This is a genomic window from Bacillus sp. FSL H8-0534 (assembly GCF_038005885.1).
GTDB lineage: Bacteria > Bacillota > Bacilli > Bacillales > Bacillaceae_G > Bacillus_A > Bacillus_A pseudomycoides.
In genome coordinates, this window is the sequence record NZ_JBBOUC010000001.1 from 276,029 (window position 1) to 295,597 (window position 19,569).

A 19,569-nucleotide genomic window follows, 5' to 3' on the forward strand; every position below is an offset into this window, starting at 1 on the left:
ACAGAGGTAGACTTATAAAAAATAAACCTTGGATGATTAAAAGAGGTGGAGAGATGAAACAATTATTATTAAAGAGCAAACGTGTGTTAAGTAATCATTTTGGGTTCTTTATTTTTGCAGTTGTTTTATTCTGGTTAAAAACATATGCAGCATATGTTACAGAATTCGACTTAGGAATATCGAACACAATCCAAAAATTCTTGCTATTTTTTAACCCGCTAAGCTCAGCTGTCCTATTTTTAGGACTTGCATTATTTGCAAAAGGGAAACGATCTTATATTTGGTTAATTATTATTAATTTGTTACTGTCAATTATCTTATACTCAAACGTAGTATATTATCGCTTTTTCAGCGATTTTATTACGTTCCCGACATTAACACAAACGAATAACTTTGGAGATTTAGGTGGTAGTATTTTAGCGTTATTACATCTATATGATCCATTATATTTCTTAGACACAATTATCTTGCTTGTGTTGGTAATAACAAAATTCGCTAATCCAAAACCAATTCGTGTTGCAAAATATAAATTGTCACTTGTATTTATTATGGGGATTTTGATTTTTAGCATCAACTTAGGTTTAGCAGAATCTGATCGTCCTGAATTACTAACAAGAACGTTTGACCGCAACTACATTGTGAAATACTTAGGTGCGTACAACTATACAATTTATGATGGCATCCAAAGTATGAAAGCATCGACAGAACGTGCTTTAGCGGATGGAGATAGCATGACAGGTGTAAGAAACTATATTACATCGAACTATGCAAGCCCTAACCCAGAGTATTTTGGTAAGGGGAAAGGTATGAACGTTATCTATATTCATTTAGAGTCGTTCCAAAACTTTTTAATTAATTACAAGTTGAACGGACAAGAAGTTACACCATTCTTAAATTCATTTACACAAGATGCAAATACACTGTATTTTGATAACTTCTTCCATCAAACAGGACAAGGTAAAACATCTGATGCGGAGTTTATGTTAGAGAACTCACTATTCGGTTTACCACAAGGGTCTGTATTTACAAACAAAGCTCATAATACGTATCAAGCAGCACCAGCTATTTTAGGACAGCAGGGCTATACATCTGCGGTGTTCCATGGTAACTATAAAACATTCTGGAATCGTGATGATATTTATAAATCATTTGGATTTAATAAATTCTTTGATGCATCATATTATGATATGAATGAAAAAGATGTTGTAAACTATGGTCTGAAAGATAAACCATTCTTTAATGAGTCTATTCCAATGTTACAAACATTAAAACAACCGTTCTATGCGAAGTTTATTACGTTATCAAATCACTTCCCTTATCCAATTAATAAGGATGAAGCGACAATTGAACCAGCAAAAACTGGTGATTCATCTGTAGATACGTATTTCCAAACAGCACGTTATTTAGATGAATCTGTAAAAAGCTTTATGGATTACTTGAAGCAATCTGGTTTATATGACAATTCGATCATTGTGATGTATGGAGACCATTATGGTATTTCAGATAATCATAATGCAGCGATGTCACAAATCATGGGTAAAGAAATTAATTCATTTGAAAATGCACAATTACAACGTGTACCTTTAATCATTCATGTTCCAGGAATGAAGGGCGGAGTTCAACACCAATATGGCGGAGAAATCGATGTTCTTCCAACGCTGTTACATTTACTAGGTACCGATACAAAGAATTATATCCAATTTGGTACAGATTTATTATCACCAGAGCATCAGCAAGTTGTTCCTTTCCGTAATGGTAACTATGTAAGTCCGACCGTTACTGCGCTTAATGGAAAGTATTATGACACAACCACTGGAAAACCAGTAGAAGCAACGGATGAAATCAAACAAAATGAAAAAATGGTTCAACAGAAACTTAAATTTTCTGATGAAGTTGTAAACGGAGATTTATTACGATTCTACACACCAGAAGGATTTACACCAGTAGATCGTTCGAAATATAACTATAATCATCGTGATATAAATAAGACGAAAGTAAAAACTACGCAAGAAGGTTAAACGTAATAAAATAAATCAACGTTAGCCTCCTTATAAGGATAAATATCCTTGTAAGGAGGCTTTTTTATTTTGGAGACATTTGATAATTTCACATACCGCATTGATAAAGTATAATAAATGTATGAAAAGAGTACAATTATTGCACACTACAGAAACGATAATTTGGAGTTAATTTTATGGGGGATACAAGATACTATATTAGTAGAAAGTGATTGGAACAATCTAATTTTGCAAAGTTAGTATCTATACTTGTAAAATTAATAACTTCTATTTTCTAAACAAATAAAAATAAAAAAAGACTTGATTTTCCTATAAAGAAAATCAAGTCTTTTTTTTATTACATACGTTTATCATGCCAGAAGTTTAATGGGAAATGTTCATCTTCTTGATAACTTTCCAGTTCATAACCTTTTTCTTTTAGACCTTTAATGATCCCAGGCACAGCTTTTACTGATTGTGGGTGAATATCATGCATTAACACGACCTCGATTGGATTTGTAGCACCAGCAAGAACATTTTGTACAATTTGCGCCGAGGCAGCATCTACTGGCATTTTATTATATCTCCAGTCTAAAGAGTCAATTGTCCAATCCCAAACCTTAAAACCACCTTCAGCAACTTTATTGCGGAGCGCTTCATTCAATCCTGGCATTGAGCCATATGGTGGACGTGTTAAGATAGGGGATTTTCCGATAATCGCAGCAATTAAACTTTGATCTTCTTTCATTTCATCCACATAATGTCCTTCAGTATATAGCTTTTTGTAGTTATGTGTCATACTGTGCATACCAACATAATGTCCTTCGGCTAATTCTTGTTTCACAAGATCTGGAAATGCTTTAACGTTTGCTCCAATTAGGAAAAATGTAGCTTTCGCATCTTCTTTTTTCAACATTTCTAATAGCTCAGCAGTGTACTTTCCAGGACCATCGTCAAATGTTAAGTAAGCAACTTTTCTAACTTGCCCGTTATATTGTTTTGGAGCTTCTTTCGGAGCTAGAGCAGTTTGAATTTCACTTACAAGTTGAACAGATTTTGTTTCATCTTCCGTACTTGCCCGAGCAATATGAGTTGGACCGTACATTGCTTCGTATAAAAATAATACCCCGACGCAAATTAACAATGCCCTTTTTACTAAGGTTGTCATTCGAATTCCATTGTGCATAGTTTTCCTTCTCTCTATAATAGTTCTACTCTACTATATTAGCAATTTTAGGTAGGTAAATGCAAAAAAAGATTTTTACAAGTACAAAAAAGTTTGTAAAAAAGTATGCAAGATTTTGTTGTTTTTACTGTGATAATTATTCTTGCTTAGCAGGTTTTTGAGAATGAAAAGAGAAATGGACAAAAAACAGTAATACGTTGGTTAAAAAATCTAAATTCTATAATTGTACATATGCGTTTTTAAAATGAAAAAGGTGTGATAAAAGTGAAAAAAATAGCTTGTTTACATGCCTATCATTCAAATGTTGAATATATAGAAAGAGCATTTGAAGTATTGGAGGTAGAATTAATTCATTTTGTGGATCCCATCTTGTCGAGGAGGATAGAAAATGATAAGGGGTTTGGAAGGGCTCAAGCTCATAACAAGTTGAAAAATCAGCTGAAATGGATAGCAGAAAGTAATATAGATGCAGTTTTAAGAGAAGTGAATGTCAGTTCCATAGTTAATCAGTTTTAATAATTTTGCTACTGCTTGTGAAGCAAAATTATCCCAAGAAGTGCTATAAAGAGGAATACGACCTTCCTCTTGTACGGCTTTCGCCCAAGCTGCTACAACATTATAGCCATATCCTTTCCCTTGGAAGGACACTAATGTTTCTACACTTGCTTCAGCGGCTATAGTTGTACTTCTCGCACTACAGCATATAGAAGCAATCATTTCGTTTTCAAGAATTACAAAACAAGGTTGTCGCCATTTTAACTGATGTAATAAATTTGGAAAGCTGTATTGAAGAAGTTCTTTATTTGTCTCCGTAATCTTTATTGCTCGGATAGGATTATCTAGATTATTTGGAAATACAAAAGCAGGCCCTATCCAGATTTTATGTATCGGCTGTTCTCCGCTTAGTATGTGCATAATTTTTGCTAAATCTATGTGATTAGGATGATTGGTAAATAATTCTTCAATCTCATTTATTAGAACGTTGGGTAGATCAAAGCGATATCGTCTAATCGTACCATCTTTTGTATGACCAAGAAAAAAACGAGGTGCAACTGTGCTTTCAGGTTCGTTAATACTTGTTATTTTTCCAAATTGATTATGAGAAAATAAAACTTCAGTCTGAATAGACATTAATTCAAAATTCGAAAGCAATGTATCATTCACCCCCTTATTCATTGCAAATGTGTAATATTATATAACATAAAAATCAAAATTCCTTCTTTAGTTAGGTAAGATATTTCATTGCATCTTTTTTTTTAGGTTTATTTAATTTCACATACCGTATTTAAAAATGAAAACTAGGAAAATAATAAATAATGTCGAATATATCGTAAGTGCGTATTTAAGGCAAGGAGAACTAACATAAAAACGAGGTGCCCAAATGATATTAGAAGAAGTCATGCATCAGCTTGAGGAATGTGGAACAGAACAAAATCGTAAAACATATAGGAACCATGGGGCAAAAGAGCCACTATTTGGTGTTAGTTTTGCAAACTTAAAACAATTAAAGAAGAAAATCAAAAAAGATCATGAATTAGCCATGTCATTATGGGAAACAAAAAATATGGATGCAATGACATTAGCTACAATGATTGTTGATCCAAAAAAATTCACGTCAGGGCAGTTGGATGAATGGGTACAAGAGGTTGATTATTATTGTTTGATGGATGTACTTATGTCAGCTGTAAGTTCGTCTCCAATTGCAATAGAGAAATTGAAAAAGTGGACAGCATCTCAAGATGAATGGATTGGTAGAGCGGGTTGGTCTTTACTCGCTCATGTTGCTATAAAGGATAAATCGTTAGAAGATGAATTTTTCCTACCATTTTTAAAAGAAATTAAGGCTCATATACATACTGAAAAAAATCGAAAAAAAGAAGCAATGAATAGTGCACTTATTGCGATTGGAATTCGAAATGATGAGCTTGAGCAAAAAGCAATCACAATTGCACGTGAAATTGGAAAGGTTGATGTTGAGCATGGTGCCACTTCATGTAAAACACCTGATGCAGAGGCATATATTAAAAAAGCACGGGATAGAGAAAGAAATAAAAAAAGAAAATGAAAGAAGGAGAACAGCATGAAAGCAATTGACGCTGCACAAAAAATTATTGAATCACAATTTCCACATTGTGACGTCGCTTTATTAGGAGGAAGTATTGCAAGGGGAGAAGCAACCAAAACATCTGACCTTGATATTGTAATATTTGATGAAAGTCTATCTAATTGTTATCGTGAATCTTTTTTTAGCAATGGTTGGCCAGTTGAAGTGTTTGTACATACTTTTGAAACATATAAAGAATATTTTAGGAGTGACTGCAAGCGTGGGAGACCTAGTTTACCACAATTAGTTTCGGAAGGGATTATTTTAAAAGGGGAGGAAGGAATTGTAACTAGCTTAAAACTGGAAGCACGGCAATTATTAGATAAAGGTCCTGAAAAGTGGACAGAAGAACTTATCAGACAGAAGCGTTACTTTATTACCGATGTGCTAGATGATTTTATTGGTGCGACAAAGAGGGAAGAAGAATTGTTTATTGCTAATCTTCTGGCAGACTTAGTTCATGAATATGTCCTTAGAGTAAATGAACAATGGGTTGGAAATTCTAAATGGTTTATTAGGGTGTTAAGAAAATATGATGAATTATTTGCAGAGCAATTTGTTGAAGCTTTTGATCATTTTTATAAAACTGGAGAGAAGAAGAAACTTATTGCTTTTGTAGAGAACACTTTAGAAAACTATGGAGGCAGGTTGTTTGAAGGTTTTTCTATAGGGAAATAAAAGGGAGATGGAAAAATGAATGTACCAATTGTTCAATTAAGAGAACTTTCACTAGAAGATATAGAAGATCGATATCAATGGTCATTAGATAAAGAAGTAACAAAACATTTAGTTATACCTAATCAATATCCACCGTTTACACGTGATGAAACAAAAAGATGGATTGAGATGTGTATGAGTCGAGAAAATGGGTATGAACAACGAGCTATTGTTACTAGAGATGGTGTGCATATCGGCTGGGTCGATTTAAAAAACTTTGATACAACGAATAAAAATGCTGAATTAGGAATTGCAATTGGTAACAAAGAATATTGGGGGCGAAGATATGGTATTGCGGCGCTATACAGCATGTTACAAATTGGATTTTATGAATTTGGTCTAGAGAAAGTGTGGCTACGTGTTGATGCGGATAACATAAATGCGATAAAAAGTTATGAAAAGGCTGGGTTTGTTTGTGAAGGAATCATGAGAAATGATAGATTACGAGAAGGTGCATTTATTAATCGGTATCGTTTTAGTATGTTGAAAGAAGAATATGAAATTATTAATAAAAAAGTTTTGAACATATAATATTATTATGTAAACAAAAGTGGATTAAGTTTAGAAATTTAATGATGAGAGGATGCATACAAATGATTCGAGTTTTATCAGACTCAGATGCAGTACAATATTGGAACTTACGCTTACAAGCACTACAAATGAATCCAGAATCATTCGTGACAACTTATGAAGAAGCGATGCAAAAAGAAAACCCTGTTGAGGAAGTTGTTCGAAATTTAAATTCAAAAACTAGTTACACATTCGGTGCTTTTAATAAAGAGAATCAACTAATGGGTGTAGTAACGTTACTAACGGAACAAAAAGCAGCATATAAGCATAAGGGGCATCTTGTTGCCATGTATGTAGATCATCAAAGTAGAGGGAAAGGCTTAGCAAAATGCTTAATTCGCGCGTTAATTGAAAAGGCAAGAGAACTAAAAATAGAGCAAATTAGTTTAGGGGTTGTTTCAGATAATGAAGCAGCAAAAAAATTGTATCAATCAATAGGTTTTACAACGTATGGGATAGAAAAAAGAGCACTAAAAATAAATGGCATATATCGCGATGACGAACATATGGTTTTATTTCTCTAAAAATATATCCAAAAGGAGTATCTGATGTTTAAAAACAAGAAGCGTATTGTTTTGTTTATTGCGTTAATTGTTTTTATTGCTAGTGTACTGTATCAAGCTATTTGTGTAAATAATTATACGGAAGTACCTGGTAAGATAATTGAAGTTAACAATCATGATATGCACATTTTTGCAACAGGAAAACGTGAGGATAAACCAGTGATAGTCATGACAGCAGGAAGTGGAACGACTACACCGTATGCAGATTTTTATCCACTGTATAATAAGTTAGAAAAAGAAAATAGAGTAGTTGTGTATGAGCGACCTGGCTACGGATACAGTGAAAAAACAGAGAGAAGTAGGGATATTGATACAGTTGTAAGCGAATTGCATGCATTATTAATAGAGTCTGATGAGAAACCTCCCTTTATATTAGTAGGACATTCAATGGGAGCATTAGAAAGTATTCGTTATGCACAATTATATCCAAATGAAATTGAGGGATTAGTTTTTATCGATGGAATTAGTCCGGAATACGCACAGAATTTTGAAATGAATATAGGTATGAAAGTTAGTTGGCACACAATGAATACAGCTAAAAATATCGGCATCTTGCGTACGTTATCATTGTTTGGAATCATGGATAACGTATTTATAGATATCCCTAATTTACCAAAAGAATTACAAGAACTTAAAATTTCAATGGCTCTTAAAAATACAAATAATCGAAATATGAAAGAAGAATTAGAGTGGATGAGTAGAAATGGTAAAAAGGTAATAGAACAAGGGGATCTAGGAACTCTGCCAGTATTGCAATTTTCCGCAACAAATAATGGATATGAAAATTGGGAGAAAACGCAGAATGAACTGTTAAAAATATCTTCAAGAACGGAACAGATTATATTTCCAAATACAAAGCATTATATTCATCATGAAAAGGCACATGAGATCAATGAAGGGATTAAGAGTTGGATAGGAGAATTGCAGTGAAAGATTTATATGTAGAAAGGGATATGAACCCTTACGTTGCAGTGTTATATGCTACTGTAAGTGATACATTCAAAAGATTAAGAGAATTAGTAAAGGATGTAGGGAAAGAAGAACTACATTACAAAGGTTCTTCTAATGATGAAAATAACATTGGGTGTATCGCTTGAAAGGTGCGCAAGTTCCACTATCATTACAAGAAAAATATGGTCCTATGCTTGATGAAAAAGGAGAATTACCTAATACAACAAAAGGTTCTTTGCGAGAAATCATGCGAGATTATGAAGATGTTCAAAATATGTTTTATGATGAATGTATGAAGTTAACAGAAGCAGACTTAACACGAGAAGTATATTATGAAGATGGTGAAACTGCTACGATTAGGTGGGGAATCTGGCATATAGCTGATCATAATCGGTATCATCAAGCTCATATAAGTCGATTGCGGAAATTGTACCGATATGATTCTAGATAAATGTACAAAGATATCACTTGTAGTATGAAATTTATTTTAAATTAATTGTGTTCTGTTATATAGTAGAAGAAAAAATGTATAAGGGGTTTTAGGATGAAAGCAATTGCAGCGGGGGTATTGGCATCGTTTTTCTTTGCCTTTACATTTATTTTAAACCGTGCGATGGATTTACAAGGCGGAAGCTGGATTTGGAGTGCATCGTTACGATATTACTTTATGGTTCCACTACTTTTAATTATTGTCATGTATAGAGGGAATTTAAAGCAACTCTTTCAATATATGAAAAGTAATCCGAAAGAGTGGTTGTTATGGAGTATTGTTGGCTTCGGTCTTTTTTACGCACCACTTAGTTTCGCAGGTGCATTTGGACCAGGATGGCTCGTTGCCTCAACATGGCAAATTACAATTATAGCAGGGATTTTATTAACACCATTATTTGCAACAAATTCGCTACATAAAAAAATTCCAATGAAAGAATTGATGATGTCTGCTGTCATATTATTAGGTGTGCTTCTTATGCAAGTGGAACATGCTTCTTCTTTAGGGATTCGTGAAACAGTTTTATGTGTGGTGCCCGTAATTGTAGCAGCATTTGCTTACCCGCTTGGAAATCGAAAAATGATGCAAGTATGTAAAGGAGAGTTAGATGTTTTTCAACGAGTTCTTGGAATGACACTCGCAAGTTTACCATTTTGGTTTTTGTTATCAGGCTATGAGGTTTCTACAAATGGATTACCATCAAGTGACCAAGTTTTTCAATGCTTCATCGTAGCAATTAGTTCTGGTTTAATTGCGACTGTATTATTTTTCTTTGCAACAGATCTTGTAAAGGATGATCCGCAGAAATTGGCAACAGTAGAAGCAACGCAGTCAGGTGAAGTTTTATTTGCATTACTCGGAGAATTAATCTGGCTATCTGCTCCATTTCCATCATCATTATCATGGATTGGAATGAGTTTAGTTGTTGTAGGAATGATTCTGCATAGTTATGTTGCAGTTGTTATGAAAAAGGAAGAAAAGATAACAGCATAAAAAATGAAAGATAGAAAAGGAATGGATTCGTAATTATAAGGGTCTGTTCTTTTTTGTTTCGTTTAAAAAATATGAATTGATGGAAACTAAAATTATATATTTTATCCACGTATGAAACTATTTTGATAAAATTATAATATAGTTGTTAGTAAAGGAAGTAGATTTTTAAGTTTTGGTCGATAAGAAGCAGTGACTTTACAAGCAATGGATTACTCTAAAGGGAGAGACATGAATGATGAATATGGAAAAAGATATGAACTTAACAAATAATAACAAGGATAATACCGTTACCTTATATATTACTAGACATGGAAAAACAATGTTAAACACTAGTGAACGTGTACAAGGCTGGGCAGATTCTCCATTAGTAGAGAAGGGCATTGAAATAGCGAAGGGTTTAGGAAATGGACTACAAGATATACCTTTTGTTGATGCGTATAGTAGTGATAGTGGCCGTGCAATTGAAACTGCTAACTTAGTACTAAAGTATAGTGGACAATCAAAGTTAAAATTTGAACAACGGAAAGATTTACGTGAATTGAATTTTGGGATTTTTGAAGGCGATAAGATTGAAAATATGTGGAAGGCTATGCAAGATACTGCTGGTGTTAAAGCAGTATCTGAATTAATGAAGTTCTCTATTAAAGAAATTACGAATTTCATTGCAGAAGCAGACACTACGAAACAAGCTGAAAATTGGGAAGTATTTTCAACTCGTATAAAAAAAGAAATCGATAAAATTAGTGAAGACACCGCTAAAAATGGAGGAGGTAACGTTTTAGTCGTATCTCATGGACTGATGATCACTACATTAGTAGAAATGCTTGATAGTAGTAAAACAAAAATGGGAGTAGAAAATGCAAGTGTAACTAAAATTCTCTATAAAGATGGGGCATATAAAGTCGAATCTGTTGGCGATATGAGTTATGCTGAAAAAGGAAGAGAAATTGTGGAATTATAAAAATGCACGCATACAGTCTTGATAATACTGTATGCGTGTTTTCATTATCTTTTGTATATACTAACTAAATGATAAAAATAATATGATATTTTAGTTTGTGTTACAAAGGAGCATATGAAAATGAATGAGAAGTATTATAAAGGTTTGATTATGAGACCTATTAAGGAAAGTGAAGTGGATCAGTTTTCAAACTTAATGAAATATGTGTTTCAAGTTTCTAAAAAGATGATTAATGATGAAGAAAAGATGGTACAAAAGAAAAGCCATCAATTAAAGCCAGGGACTGCATTAGGCTGGTTTGATCATGATAAATTAATTTCTCAAATTGTTGTTTTGCCATTCCAAATAAATATCCATGGTGTGATTTATGAAATGGGAGGAGTTACTGGAGTTGGTACATATCCAGAATATGCAGGGCATGGATTAATGAACTCATTAATGAAAGAAAGCTTAAAAACGATGAGAGAAAATGGACAATATATTTCTTATTTGTTCCCTTACTCGATTCCTTATTATCGCAAAAAAGGCTGGGAAATTATTTCTGATATCATCGAATACCAAATTAAAGATACACAGCTTCCTAAGTATCGTGGAAACATTAGTGGCCGAGTAAGGCGAGTTGGATTAAAAAGTAAAGAAAAAGAAAAAGTTTATGATGAGTTTGCTAGAAAAACAAATGGAGCGATGGTTCGAAATACACTTGCATGGGAAGAACGATTTCGTGAGGAAACAATTGATTTGCAATTAGCAATTTATTATACAGATGAAGATATTCCACATGGCTATTTATTTTATCGTGTCCTTGAAGAGAAGTTTTATATAGAAGAAATGATTTACTTAAATGAAGAGGCGAGAAGAGGGTTATGGAATTTCATTAGTGCACACTTTTCAATGGTGTATTATGTTAAAGGAAAGACATGCGTTCATGAACCGGTTGCTTTCTTACTTGAAGATAGTGAAATAAAACAGACAATCGCCCCTTACTATATGGGAAGAATTGTCGATGTAGTTGGTTTTCTGAAACAATATCCATTTAAACATGTAAAAAATGAAAAGCTAATTTTACATATAGATGATCCAATGTTGGAGTGGAATAAAGGGACTTTTTCTTTAAAGTGGGATTATGACAAACAATTACATATAACATATGAGAAAGAACCAAATAATATGGAGGGAATGTCCTTAACGATTCAAACATTAACAACTATGTTATTAAGTTATAAAAGCCCTGCATTTTTGTATGATATCGGAAGAATAAAAGGAAGTCATGAAATGATAGAGGTGCTTGAGAATTTAATTCCGGATTCACCGCCATGCTTTTTTGATTATTTTTAAACGATTGAAAGCCTTCTTCTAAAGTGAATACAAAAGGGGGCTTTTATCATATGTAGGTAATTCATACATGTTCAATTATTGCACCTTTAATGGGGCAAGAAAAATGTTACATGTTTACAGCAGTCGTTTCATCATTCCCTAGCTTTTTACGATACCACAGTTCACAAGGGTACAATAAGAGGTGGAAAAGCATATGAACAATGATAGCGGCAATTAAACCATTCGACCAGAATTGCCAGCCACAAAAAATACCTACCCACAAATTTCCTAATACAGCATAAGAATATAGCCATCTTGATTTTTTCATTCCTTTTACACCTAGAAAGTGTGTGACTGCAAATAGAATACTAGATAGGATAATTCCAAGAACTACAATAATCTGAGTGACAGCATGAAAAAAACTCATCAACGTGATGAAAAGTGACATAAGACCCCACCGGAAGATGATTTCTTCAACAACTCCGCCATATAGGACTCTGGCTCCTAATCCTACACTATGGCGCTGATGTTCAATTTGTAGAAACGTTTCTTTATCAATAACTTTTCTAAAGAATCCATAATATATAATAACGTGTCCGAGGGAGCAAATTACTCCAATTAGAACTGCTTCACCAATGTTGCTCGGTAAAATAATATTTCCATCTTGGATCTTTGATAAGAAAAATGCACCCATTCCGGAAAAAAGTAAAACGAGTAGAGTATGGATAAAAAGACTTAGGTAGATAGAGGGTGTTTCTGGAGTATTTTCTAACTTTTTGTTTATTTTTTGTTCCGCTAAGCTCATTGTAACAATTCCTGGTATAGCAATGCTGAATACAAAGATCCAGTTGAACATATGGCTTCATCTCCCTTGAAAATAGACTAAGAAAGACCTTTTATGTATGTTGACGCTATGCAAGGTTGTGATAGTCTTTCATAATTCTTCTTTTTATAGACCGACCAGTCGGTTTTATTGTATAATATTTACCATAATAATACAAGTGTATATGGAGCAGTGCTATAGTTCAGTTGTCTAGGATACATAAGTCAGTATGAACAGAATTTTTTAGGAGGTCTCTTTGGCGTTTGGATTAAAAATTAAGAAAAATATGATAATATATTGATGAGATTTAAAATTCAATTTGATAGTTTATAAGCATAGAGAGAACCTTATGGGGGAGTAATTATGAAAATAAACGACATTGTGGCAGAAACGCAATTACCAAATACAATTGAAACTATATCGAATGATTTACAGGCATTAGGACTTAAAAAAGGAATGACAGTGATCGTCCATTCTTCTTTGAGCTCAATTGGCTGGGTATCTGGTGGGGCCGTCGCCGTAGTTGAAGCTTTAATGAATGTAATTACTGAAGAAGGTACGATTATCATGCCAACTCAAACGTCGGATTTGTCTGATCCGAAAAACTGGGTAAGGCCACCCGTTCCAGAAAACTGGTGGCAAATTATTCGAGACAATGTTCCAGCGTTTCATCCGGATGTAACTCCAACACGCGCGATGGGGAAAGTTGTAGAATGTTTTCGTACATATCCAAATGTAAAACGTAGTAATCATCCGTTAAATAGTTTTGCTGCATGGGGAAAACATGCGGAGGTTATTATAGCGGAGCATTCACTTTCAATTAGTTTTGGAGAGTACTCACCACTAAAGAAAATATATGATTTAGATGGATATGTATTGTTGATAGGTGTAGGCTACGATTCTAATACATCGATTCACTTATCTGAAATACGTACAGGAGCACGTGAATTAATAAAAGTTGGAGCACCCATTATAGAAAATAACGTAAGGGCGTGGAAAGAGTTCGATGAAATGGACTATGATTCTGACTTGTTTGTTGAGATTGGAAAAGAGTTTGAACATATAAACGCTGTAACAATTGGTAAAGTGGGAAATGCAACGTGTAGATTAATGAAACAACGAGAAATTGTTGACTTTGGTGTACAATGGTTTCGTTCGAAAAATAAGTAAGGGATGGTTATGATGAAGGGGAAAAAGATTTTAATTACGAGTGGTGGCTGTTTAGAAAAATGGGATCAAGTACGTGGTCATACGAATTTAGCAAAAGGTACAATCGGAAAAATTCTTGCTGAAGAAGCGATGTCAAAAGGAGCACATGTCATATACTTACATGGTTATTTTGCTGAAAAACCGAATGCTACAAATAGCGAATTAGAATTACATCCATTTGAAGGTATTATTGATTTACAAGATAAAATGAAAAGTATCATTACACATGAGAAAATCGATGCTGTGATTATGGCGGCAGCTGGATCGGATTGGATTGTTGATAAAATTTGTGATCAAGAAGGAAATGGACTTGATAAGAATGGGAAGATTTCGAGTGATATAGCACCAATCGTTCATTTTCAAAAGGCACCTAAAATATTAAAACAAATTAAACAATGGGATCCGGAAACGATTTTAGTTGGATTTAAACTTGAAAGCGATGTCACAGAAGCTGGATTAATCCAACGAGCAAGTGAAAGAATGGAACAGGCAAAAGCAAATCTGATGATAGCAAATTCTCCGCATTCCCTGTATTCACATGCAGCCATTCATCATGTGATTGGAGAAGATGGCAATGTTTGGGTTTGTGAAGGGAAAGATGAAACAGCGAAAGAGATTGTAAACAGGTTAGAAGATTTGTGTAATCGTGTAAACGAAATAAGTATTGGTCATATGTAAATAGAAGGAGGAGCTTATGCTTTTTAAAAATATAAAAGTTATTGTATTAGATTTAGATGGTACATTATTAAATAACGAAAAGAAGGTATCAGAGAGAAATATAAAAGCGGTTATGGATTGCCATAGAAAAGGTATACATATCATTTTTGCGACAGCAAGAGCTCCTCGTTCTGTAAAGCAGTTTCTTTCCAAGGAATTACAGAATATTGGCATGATGGTGTATTACAATGGCGCTCTATTACGGGATCAAATAACAAAAATGAATTACCATTACCCAATTGATGCTATGTATACCGCAGAAATTATCAGTTTTGTTACGCAGAAGGAACCTGATTCTTTCATCGCTATTGAGGTGGAAGATACATGTTACATTAATCAAAATATAAAAACAAATTTTATAACAGCAACAAAGCCTATTGTGATTACAAATGAAGAAATGAAGCAACGCTCTGTATCTAAAATACTGTTACACTCTTTTTCTCACTATGAAAAATTAAAAGAACAATTTCGGCATAAAGTAAATGTAATCTGTACTGATCAAAATCAGCTCGTTCAAATTATGGATTGCAATGTTTCGAAAGAGAATGCTGTGTTAAATTGGTGCCAAAGGCATGAAATAAGTGCAGAGCAAGTCATGGTATTTGGTGATGATTGGAATGATATCGGTTTGTTCCAAGAATGTGGTTATCCAATTGCAATGGAAAATGCAATTTCAGAGTTAAAAGAATTAGCATATTATATTACGGATAGTAATGAAGATGATGGTGTAGCATCTATTCTGGATCAAATAAGGAGCGATGCAGGTGAAACAGTTATTTGAGCAAGCGATTCAATTTCGGAATGAAAAAAAATATGCACAAGCAAGGGACATACTCATTGGGTTAACTAACTTTACTCAAAATCCAGAAGTCCTCTATGAATGCGCTTGTATACATGATGTAATGGGACTTGAAACAGAAGCTGTTCCATTTTACGAAAAAGCAATTGTAAATGGACTTAAAGGAGAATCATTATGTGGGGCATATATTGGACTCGGTAGCACATATCGCTGTATTGGTCAATATAATAAAGCGATTGTTACGTTAGAAGCTGGAATCAAACAGTTTCCAGACAATGATACCATGAAAGTATTTCTTTCCATTGCCAAATATAACATTAAAGAATATGAAGAAGCAATGAAATTATTGCTTGAAACTGTTGTAAAACTAGAAGGTGTAAAAGAATATGAACGAGCTATTTTGTTCTATAAAGATCATCTTAATGAGATTTTTAAATAAAAAGGTGGGATTATATGAGTAAATCCATTTCACGTAAAAGAAGAAATATTTCGATTGGTTTTATAGCTTTAATTGTAATATCAAATTATCTAGCATATACACTTCCTATTGTACCCGCTGTACCGAAGGAAATGGTGTTAGGGTCCTTGTTAGATTTTCTTATTGTCATTCCAGTCATTACGTATTTCTTTATTATACGTAAACGCTATTCGTTAACTTATATATTTCCAGTTGTAATAGCAGGTTATATTGCCGCAAGATTTGTTATTCCAAGCGATTATTTACAGTCGTTTTCGTTTGTTTCTTATATTTTAGTGGCAGGAGAAATTGCGTTTATAGGTTTAGAGTTATTTATGCTGTATAAGATTGCTAGAGCTTTGCCTACGGTTATACGATGTTATAAACAATATAAGAACGAATATCCATCATTTTCCTTTGCAATTGATAAAGCCTTTGATACTGTGTTGAAAAGAAATACTGTAGTAGATGTTATTGTTTCGGAATGTAAATTATTTTACTACGCTTTATTCTCGTGGCGTACAAAGATGCCGGAAAGTCAGCATGTTTTTTCATATCATAAAAAGACCGGAGCAATCCCGTTTTATATTATGCTGATTCACGCAACATTAATTGAATCAATTGGATTTCATTATTTACTTCATCAGTGGAATGAGGTAGTTGCTTGGAGCTTACTTATTGTAAATATATATGGAATTCTTTATTTTTTAGCTGAGATACAAGCAATTCGTACGAATCCATATATGATGACGGAAACGGAAGTAATTATCCAAGTTGGATTTGGGAAGAAAATCATAATCCCATTTACTCAAATAAAGGAGATTACATTTTATAAAGGCGAGGTATTAACGAAGGAAGAAGGAAAAGAAGTATTCGAAGCAACGGTAATGGAATTTATAAAGGAACCGGCTACTTTTGAAATAAAATTAAAAGAGCCGTTAACAGCGCAGTTATTATATGGGTTTACCAAAAAGGTGAATCGTGTACATGTAAATGTGGATGATGAGCGGGAATTTTATGAAGCGATTGTTGGAAAACTAGTCCAAGATGGAGAATAAAAGAATAGGAATCAGTAAAACCGGCAAGCGAGAGACTTGCCGGTTTTCATCGTAAAAGATTAGAAAATATGATAAAATTAAGAGGTAACTTATGGTATGGTTGGTTGTTCAATTATCACTTCTCCGGATAGAAGGGAGGTGATAATAAATGAGTGAAATTGCGTTGTTACTGCAAGGCGGATTATTTCTCGTTGCATTGTTAACGTTTGTTGTCGTATTAATTGACAAGCTCAAAAAATAACAACCCACCTATGCCAATAGAATGTGGGTTGTCTCGTTTGTAAGAAACAAATAGGATAAATGAACAATCCAATCTGCTAAGTTACATAGACTGGTGTGTAGCCGCACACTAGTCTTTTTTATTTATATACAATTTATAATTATTTTATGTGATTGTATTGTTCTTTTCATACACATTATAACATAGTGTCTTTTCATCAAGAAAGGAGACCGTATGTTCTAGTTTGTAATTAGATATGAGTTTTTGGGCTTTTTTGTTTAAATAACTTATCCATGTATTGTTTTAAATTTTCAATATAGAATTCTTGTTTTTCTATATCATTCACTCCAACAATTGGAGATGGAAGTTGATATTTTTTTCTAGAAAGATGGACAACAACATCAAAAATATCAAATAGACGAATGAAGCAGAATAGACCATCTTTGTCACTTAATAAAATAAAGTAGTGATTATCGCTAGTTGTATTGAGGGTATTCCACAATGAACTTTTACTTAGATCACGAACAATGCTTCGTTCTTTTAATTCGATAAAGTCAACATTCGATATAATAGTAGAAATATCAATCGCATCTGGATCATTAAAATAACCGTCAATTGTATGTACTGCGAATGTATAAGCCATTTTTAAGATACTCATTTTATATTTACGGTTATCTAAAAGTAATTCACGTTGAATTGAGCTTGCTACTTTTGTTACGCGCTCTTCTTTCCAAATTTCATTATGCAATGAAATATCATGTTTTTTACATAGTTTCATAATTAATTCATTAGAATAGTATATTTCATCGTTTGTTTCAACTTCTTCAGTTTCTGCCGCAGCTAATTCTTGACCATATTCATTCGTATAAAGAGGAGAATCAATTTGTTGTTTCATTTGTTCGATTTTATATTGAATCAGTTTATGCCGAATTAATGGTCGATCCACGTTTGTTATGAGATGTTCATAACAAGTATCACAAATTGAATTTGTAAAATAATGTCCACATAAAATCTCTGGGATAACATGTTGTTCACTAAGTTCTTTCGTTTCTTTTCTGCAAATAATACATTGCGTCATATTTATCACCTTTTACCCTGCAAATTTGTATGTAATCTCATTGTAGTGTATTTATTCGCATTTTGGAACATTGAAGGTGAAAATAGCATGTAAAATTCATGGATGTTTTGATACAATATAGGGAAGTGCTAGTTTAAAGGAGGACGTTTTTTTGAAATCGAAAGTGCACTTTTGGACATTAGAAGTGCTAATGGTTGTAGGAATTATATTTATTTGCACAAAAATATCATTTTTATTTCAACCGATTGGCATATTCATTTCCACTTTATTTTTCCCAATTTTAATTGCTATGTTTTTATATTTCATCTTTAATCCAGTGTTAGTGTTTTTAGAGGCGAAAAAAGTTCCTAGAAGTTTAGCGATATTGTTGTTATATGTTTTTATCATTACACTGGCAGCAGTTGCAATTGGTGTAGTCGTTCCAACGATTTCACAGCAGCTAATGGACCTAGTGAAAAACATGCCAACATATATTAAAGAGGGGAAAGTATACATACAAGAATTATCTCATCATAGGCTATTTGAATGGCTGGCTACACAAGATTATGTATCAATTGAAACGATTGAAAAAAACGCAATTGAGTATTTAAAAGAGATACCAAATACAATAACGTCGAGTGCAACGGCTTTATTCGGTATTATTACAAACGTTGCATTAGTCGTATTTACAGTACCATTTATCTTGTTTTACATGTTTAAAGATGGTCATGCATTTCCAGGAAAAGCTGTTAGTTTTTTACCAGAATCGTATCGTGAAGAAGGACTTCGTATTATAAAAGAAACAGGTGAAACGTTGTCTGCCTATATTCAGGGGCAAGCGCTCGTTTGTTTATTCGTCGGTGCATTTACATTTATCGGATATGTCATCATGGATTTGCCATATGCTTTTGTTTTAGGTATTATAGCGGCATTTACAAATATTATCCCGAATTTAGGACCTTTTATTGGGGCAGCACCAGCTGTAATTGTTGGATTATTTGTATCTCCAATGCAAGCATTGTGGGTAATTGTTATCGTAACAATTGTACAACAATTTGAGAGTAACATCATTTCACCGCGTATTATGAGTTCGAAATTAAATATCCATCCTTTAACAATTATTGTGTTAATTCTTGGTGTAGGTAATTTCGCGGGTATTATTGGGATGATTTTAGCAGTACCAGCTTACGCTGTGACAAAAACAGTTGTTTCAAACTTGGTGAGATTATTTAAGATGAAAAGAAATAATCGGAAATAAAAAGAATTCATATGAATCAAGAAGGATACATTGCTTGTTAAGCGATGTATCCTTCTTGATTTTATAGAGGAGAGGTATCACGAGTGGCATATTACTAAAAGAAGACTATGAGAAAGTGATAGCTT

21 protein-coding genes and 1 pseudogene are annotated in these 19,569 nt (G+C 33.4%); 18 read left to right on the top strand and 4 right to left on the bottom strand.

Features of this window, described 5'->3' with window-relative positions; translation table 11 throughout:
- The first annotated feature begins 53 nt into the window (after positions 1 to 53).
- Entirely contained in the window at positions 54 to 2,018 is a 1,965-nt protein-coding gene (locus tag MHH71_RS01535) for an LTA synthase family protein (protein ID WP_033798945.1), read from the top strand.
- A gap of 337 nt (positions 2,019 to 2,355) precedes the next feature.
- Here the strand turns inward: MHH71_RS01535 and MHH71_RS01540 are convergent, their stop codons facing one another.
- Positions 2,356 to 3,183 (bottom strand): peptidoglycan-N-acetylglucosamine deacetylase, encoded by an 828-nt coding sequence (locus tag MHH71_RS01540; protein WP_006095137.1) that lies wholly within the window; start codon positions 3,181 to 3,183, stop codon positions 2,356 to 2,358.
- Positions 3,184 to 3,447: 264 nt separating this feature from the next.
- Here MHH71_RS01540 and MHH71_RS01545 point away from each other — a divergent pair, with 264 nt between their 5' ends.
- Positions 3,448 to 3,699 carry a hypothetical protein gene (locus tag MHH71_RS01545; RefSeq protein WP_033798936.1) on the top strand — a complete coding sequence of 84 codons (252 nt, stop codon included), beginning with the start codon at positions 3,448 to 3,450 and terminating at the stop codon, positions 3,697 to 3,699.
- Here the strand turns inward: MHH71_RS01545 and MHH71_RS01550 are convergent.
- On the bottom strand, positions 3,658 to 4,359 hold the full coding sequence (locus MHH71_RS01550; protein WP_006095136.1) for a GNAT family N-acetyltransferase: 702 nt from the start codon (positions 4,357 to 4,359) through the stop codon (positions 3,658 to 3,660). The two genes, MHH71_RS01545 and MHH71_RS01550, sit on opposite strands and share 42 nt — an antisense overlap.
- Before the next feature lie 205 nt (positions 4,360 to 4,564).
- On the opposite strand from MHH71_RS01550, the gene MHH71_RS01555 reads away from it, so the two are divergent.
- From MHH71_RS01555 to MHH71_RS01595, 9 genes and pseudogenes are all read left to right on the top strand, one after another.
- Positions 4,565 to 5,248: a DNA alkylation repair protein gene (locus MHH71_RS01555; protein ID WP_006095135.1), complete on the top strand. Its 684-nt coding sequence runs from the start codon at positions 4,565 to 4,567 to the stop codon at positions 5,246 to 5,248.
- A 15-nt stretch (positions 5,249 to 5,263) separates the two neighbouring features.
- The gene (locus MHH71_RS01560; protein ID WP_006095134.1) at positions 5,264 to 5,965 is read left to right on the top strand and encodes a nucleotidyltransferase domain-containing protein; all 702 of its coding nucleotides are present in this window, start codon (positions 5,264 to 5,266) and stop codon (positions 5,963 to 5,965) included.
- A 15-nt stretch (positions 5,966 to 5,980) separates the two neighbouring features.
- Complete coding sequence (locus tag MHH71_RS01565) at positions 5,981 to 6,535, top strand: GNAT family N-acetyltransferase (RefSeq protein WP_006095133.1); 555 nt, start codon at positions 5,981 to 5,983, stop codon at positions 6,533 to 6,535.
- A gap of 62 nt (positions 6,536 to 6,597) precedes the next feature.
- Entirely contained in the window at positions 6,598 to 7,098 is a 501-nt protein-coding gene (locus tag MHH71_RS01570; RefSeq protein ID WP_033798935.1) for a GNAT family N-acetyltransferase, read from the top strand.
- A gap of 24 nt (positions 7,099 to 7,122) precedes the next feature.
- Positions 7,123 to 8,067, top strand: a complete 945-nt coding sequence (locus MHH71_RS01575; protein WP_006095131.1) for an alpha/beta hydrolase — start codon at positions 7,123 to 7,125, stop codon at positions 8,065 to 8,067.
- A pseudogene (locus MHH71_RS01580) lies at positions 8,064 to 8,539 on the top strand (DinB family protein). The gene MHH71_RS01575 and the pseudogene MHH71_RS01580 overlap by 4 nt, the downstream one beginning before the upstream one ends.
- Positions 8,540 to 8,632: 93 nt before the next feature.
- Positions 8,633 to 9,571 carry a DMT family transporter gene (locus MHH71_RS01585; RefSeq protein WP_006095128.1) on the top strand — a complete coding sequence of 313 codons (939 nt, stop codon included), beginning with the start codon at positions 8,633 to 8,635 and terminating at the stop codon, positions 9,569 to 9,571.
- Between the two features lie 232 nt (positions 9,572 to 9,803).
- Positions 9,804 to 10,532, top strand: coding sequence for a histidine phosphatase family protein (locus MHH71_RS01590; protein ID WP_006095127.1), 729 nt, complete (start codon positions 9,804 to 9,806; stop codon positions 10,530 to 10,532).
- Between the two features lie 120 nt (positions 10,533 to 10,652).
- The gene (locus MHH71_RS01595; protein WP_033798934.1) at positions 10,653 to 11,867 is read left to right on the top strand and encodes a GNAT family N-acetyltransferase; all 1,215 of its coding nucleotides are present in this window, start codon (positions 10,653 to 10,655) and stop codon (positions 11,865 to 11,867) included.
- 106 nt (positions 11,868 to 11,973) lie between these two features.
- Here MHH71_RS01595 and MHH71_RS01600 read toward each other — a convergent pair whose 3' ends face one another.
- Positions 11,974 to 12,702 (bottom strand): CPBP family intramembrane glutamic endopeptidase, encoded by a 729-nt coding sequence (locus MHH71_RS01600; RefSeq protein ID WP_006095125.1) that lies wholly within the window; start codon positions 12,700 to 12,702, stop codon positions 11,974 to 11,976.
- Positions 12,703 to 13,032: 330 nt separating this feature from the next.
- On the opposite strand from MHH71_RS01600, the gene MHH71_RS01605 reads away from it, so the two are divergent.
- The 6 genes from MHH71_RS01605 to MHH71_RS01630 all read left to right on the top strand — a co-directional run bounded on the left by MHH71_RS01605 (position 13,033) and on the right by MHH71_RS01630 (position 17,150).
- Positions 13,033 to 13,839 carry an aminoglycoside N(3)-acetyltransferase gene (locus MHH71_RS01605; RefSeq protein WP_006095124.1) on the top strand — a complete coding sequence of 269 codons (807 nt, stop codon included), beginning with the start codon at positions 13,033 to 13,035 and terminating at the stop codon, positions 13,837 to 13,839.
- Positions 13,840 to 13,842: 3 nt separating this feature from the next.
- A complete protein-coding gene (locus MHH71_RS01610; protein WP_006095123.1) occupies positions 13,843 to 14,556 on the top strand; it encodes a phosphopantothenoylcysteine decarboxylase domain-containing protein in 714 nt (237 codons plus the stop codon).
- A 16-nt stretch (positions 14,557 to 14,572) separates the two neighbouring features.
- Positions 14,573 to 15,376 carry a Cof-type HAD-IIB family hydrolase gene (locus MHH71_RS01615; RefSeq protein WP_006095122.1) on the top strand — a complete coding sequence of 268 codons (804 nt, stop codon included), beginning with the start codon at positions 14,573 to 14,575 and terminating at the stop codon, positions 15,374 to 15,376.
- Entirely contained in the window at positions 15,354 to 15,833 is a 480-nt protein-coding gene (locus MHH71_RS01620; protein WP_224796282.1) for a tetratricopeptide repeat protein, read from the top strand. The genes MHH71_RS01615 and MHH71_RS01620 overlap by 23 nt, the downstream gene beginning before the upstream one ends.
- A 14-nt stretch (positions 15,834 to 15,847) precedes the next feature.
- Positions 15,848 to 16,909 carry a hypothetical protein gene (locus tag MHH71_RS01625; protein WP_006095121.1) on the top strand — a complete coding sequence of 354 codons (1,062 nt, stop codon included), beginning with the start codon at positions 15,848 to 15,850 and terminating at the stop codon, positions 16,907 to 16,909.
- Between the two features lie 148 nt (positions 16,910 to 17,057).
- The gene (locus MHH71_RS01630; RefSeq protein ID WP_001289320.1) at positions 17,058 to 17,150 is read left to right on the top strand and encodes a putative holin-like toxin; all 93 of its coding nucleotides are present in this window, start codon (positions 17,058 to 17,060) and stop codon (positions 17,148 to 17,150) included.
- 229 nt (positions 17,151 to 17,379) lie between these two features.
- On the opposite strand, the gene MHH71_RS01635 is transcribed toward MHH71_RS01630, so the two are convergent.
- Entirely contained in the window at positions 17,380 to 18,207 is an 828-nt protein-coding gene (locus MHH71_RS01635; protein ID WP_003207379.1) for an HNH endonuclease, read from the bottom strand.
- Positions 18,208 to 18,358: 151 nt separating this feature from the next.
- Here MHH71_RS01635 and MHH71_RS01640 point away from each other — a divergent pair, with 151 nt between their 5' ends.
- Positions 18,359 to 19,444, top strand: a complete 1,086-nt coding sequence (locus MHH71_RS01640) for an AI-2E family transporter (RefSeq protein WP_033797807.1) — start codon at positions 18,359 to 18,361, stop codon at positions 19,442 to 19,444.
- The last annotated feature ends 125 nt before the right edge of the window (positions 19,445 to 19,569 follow it).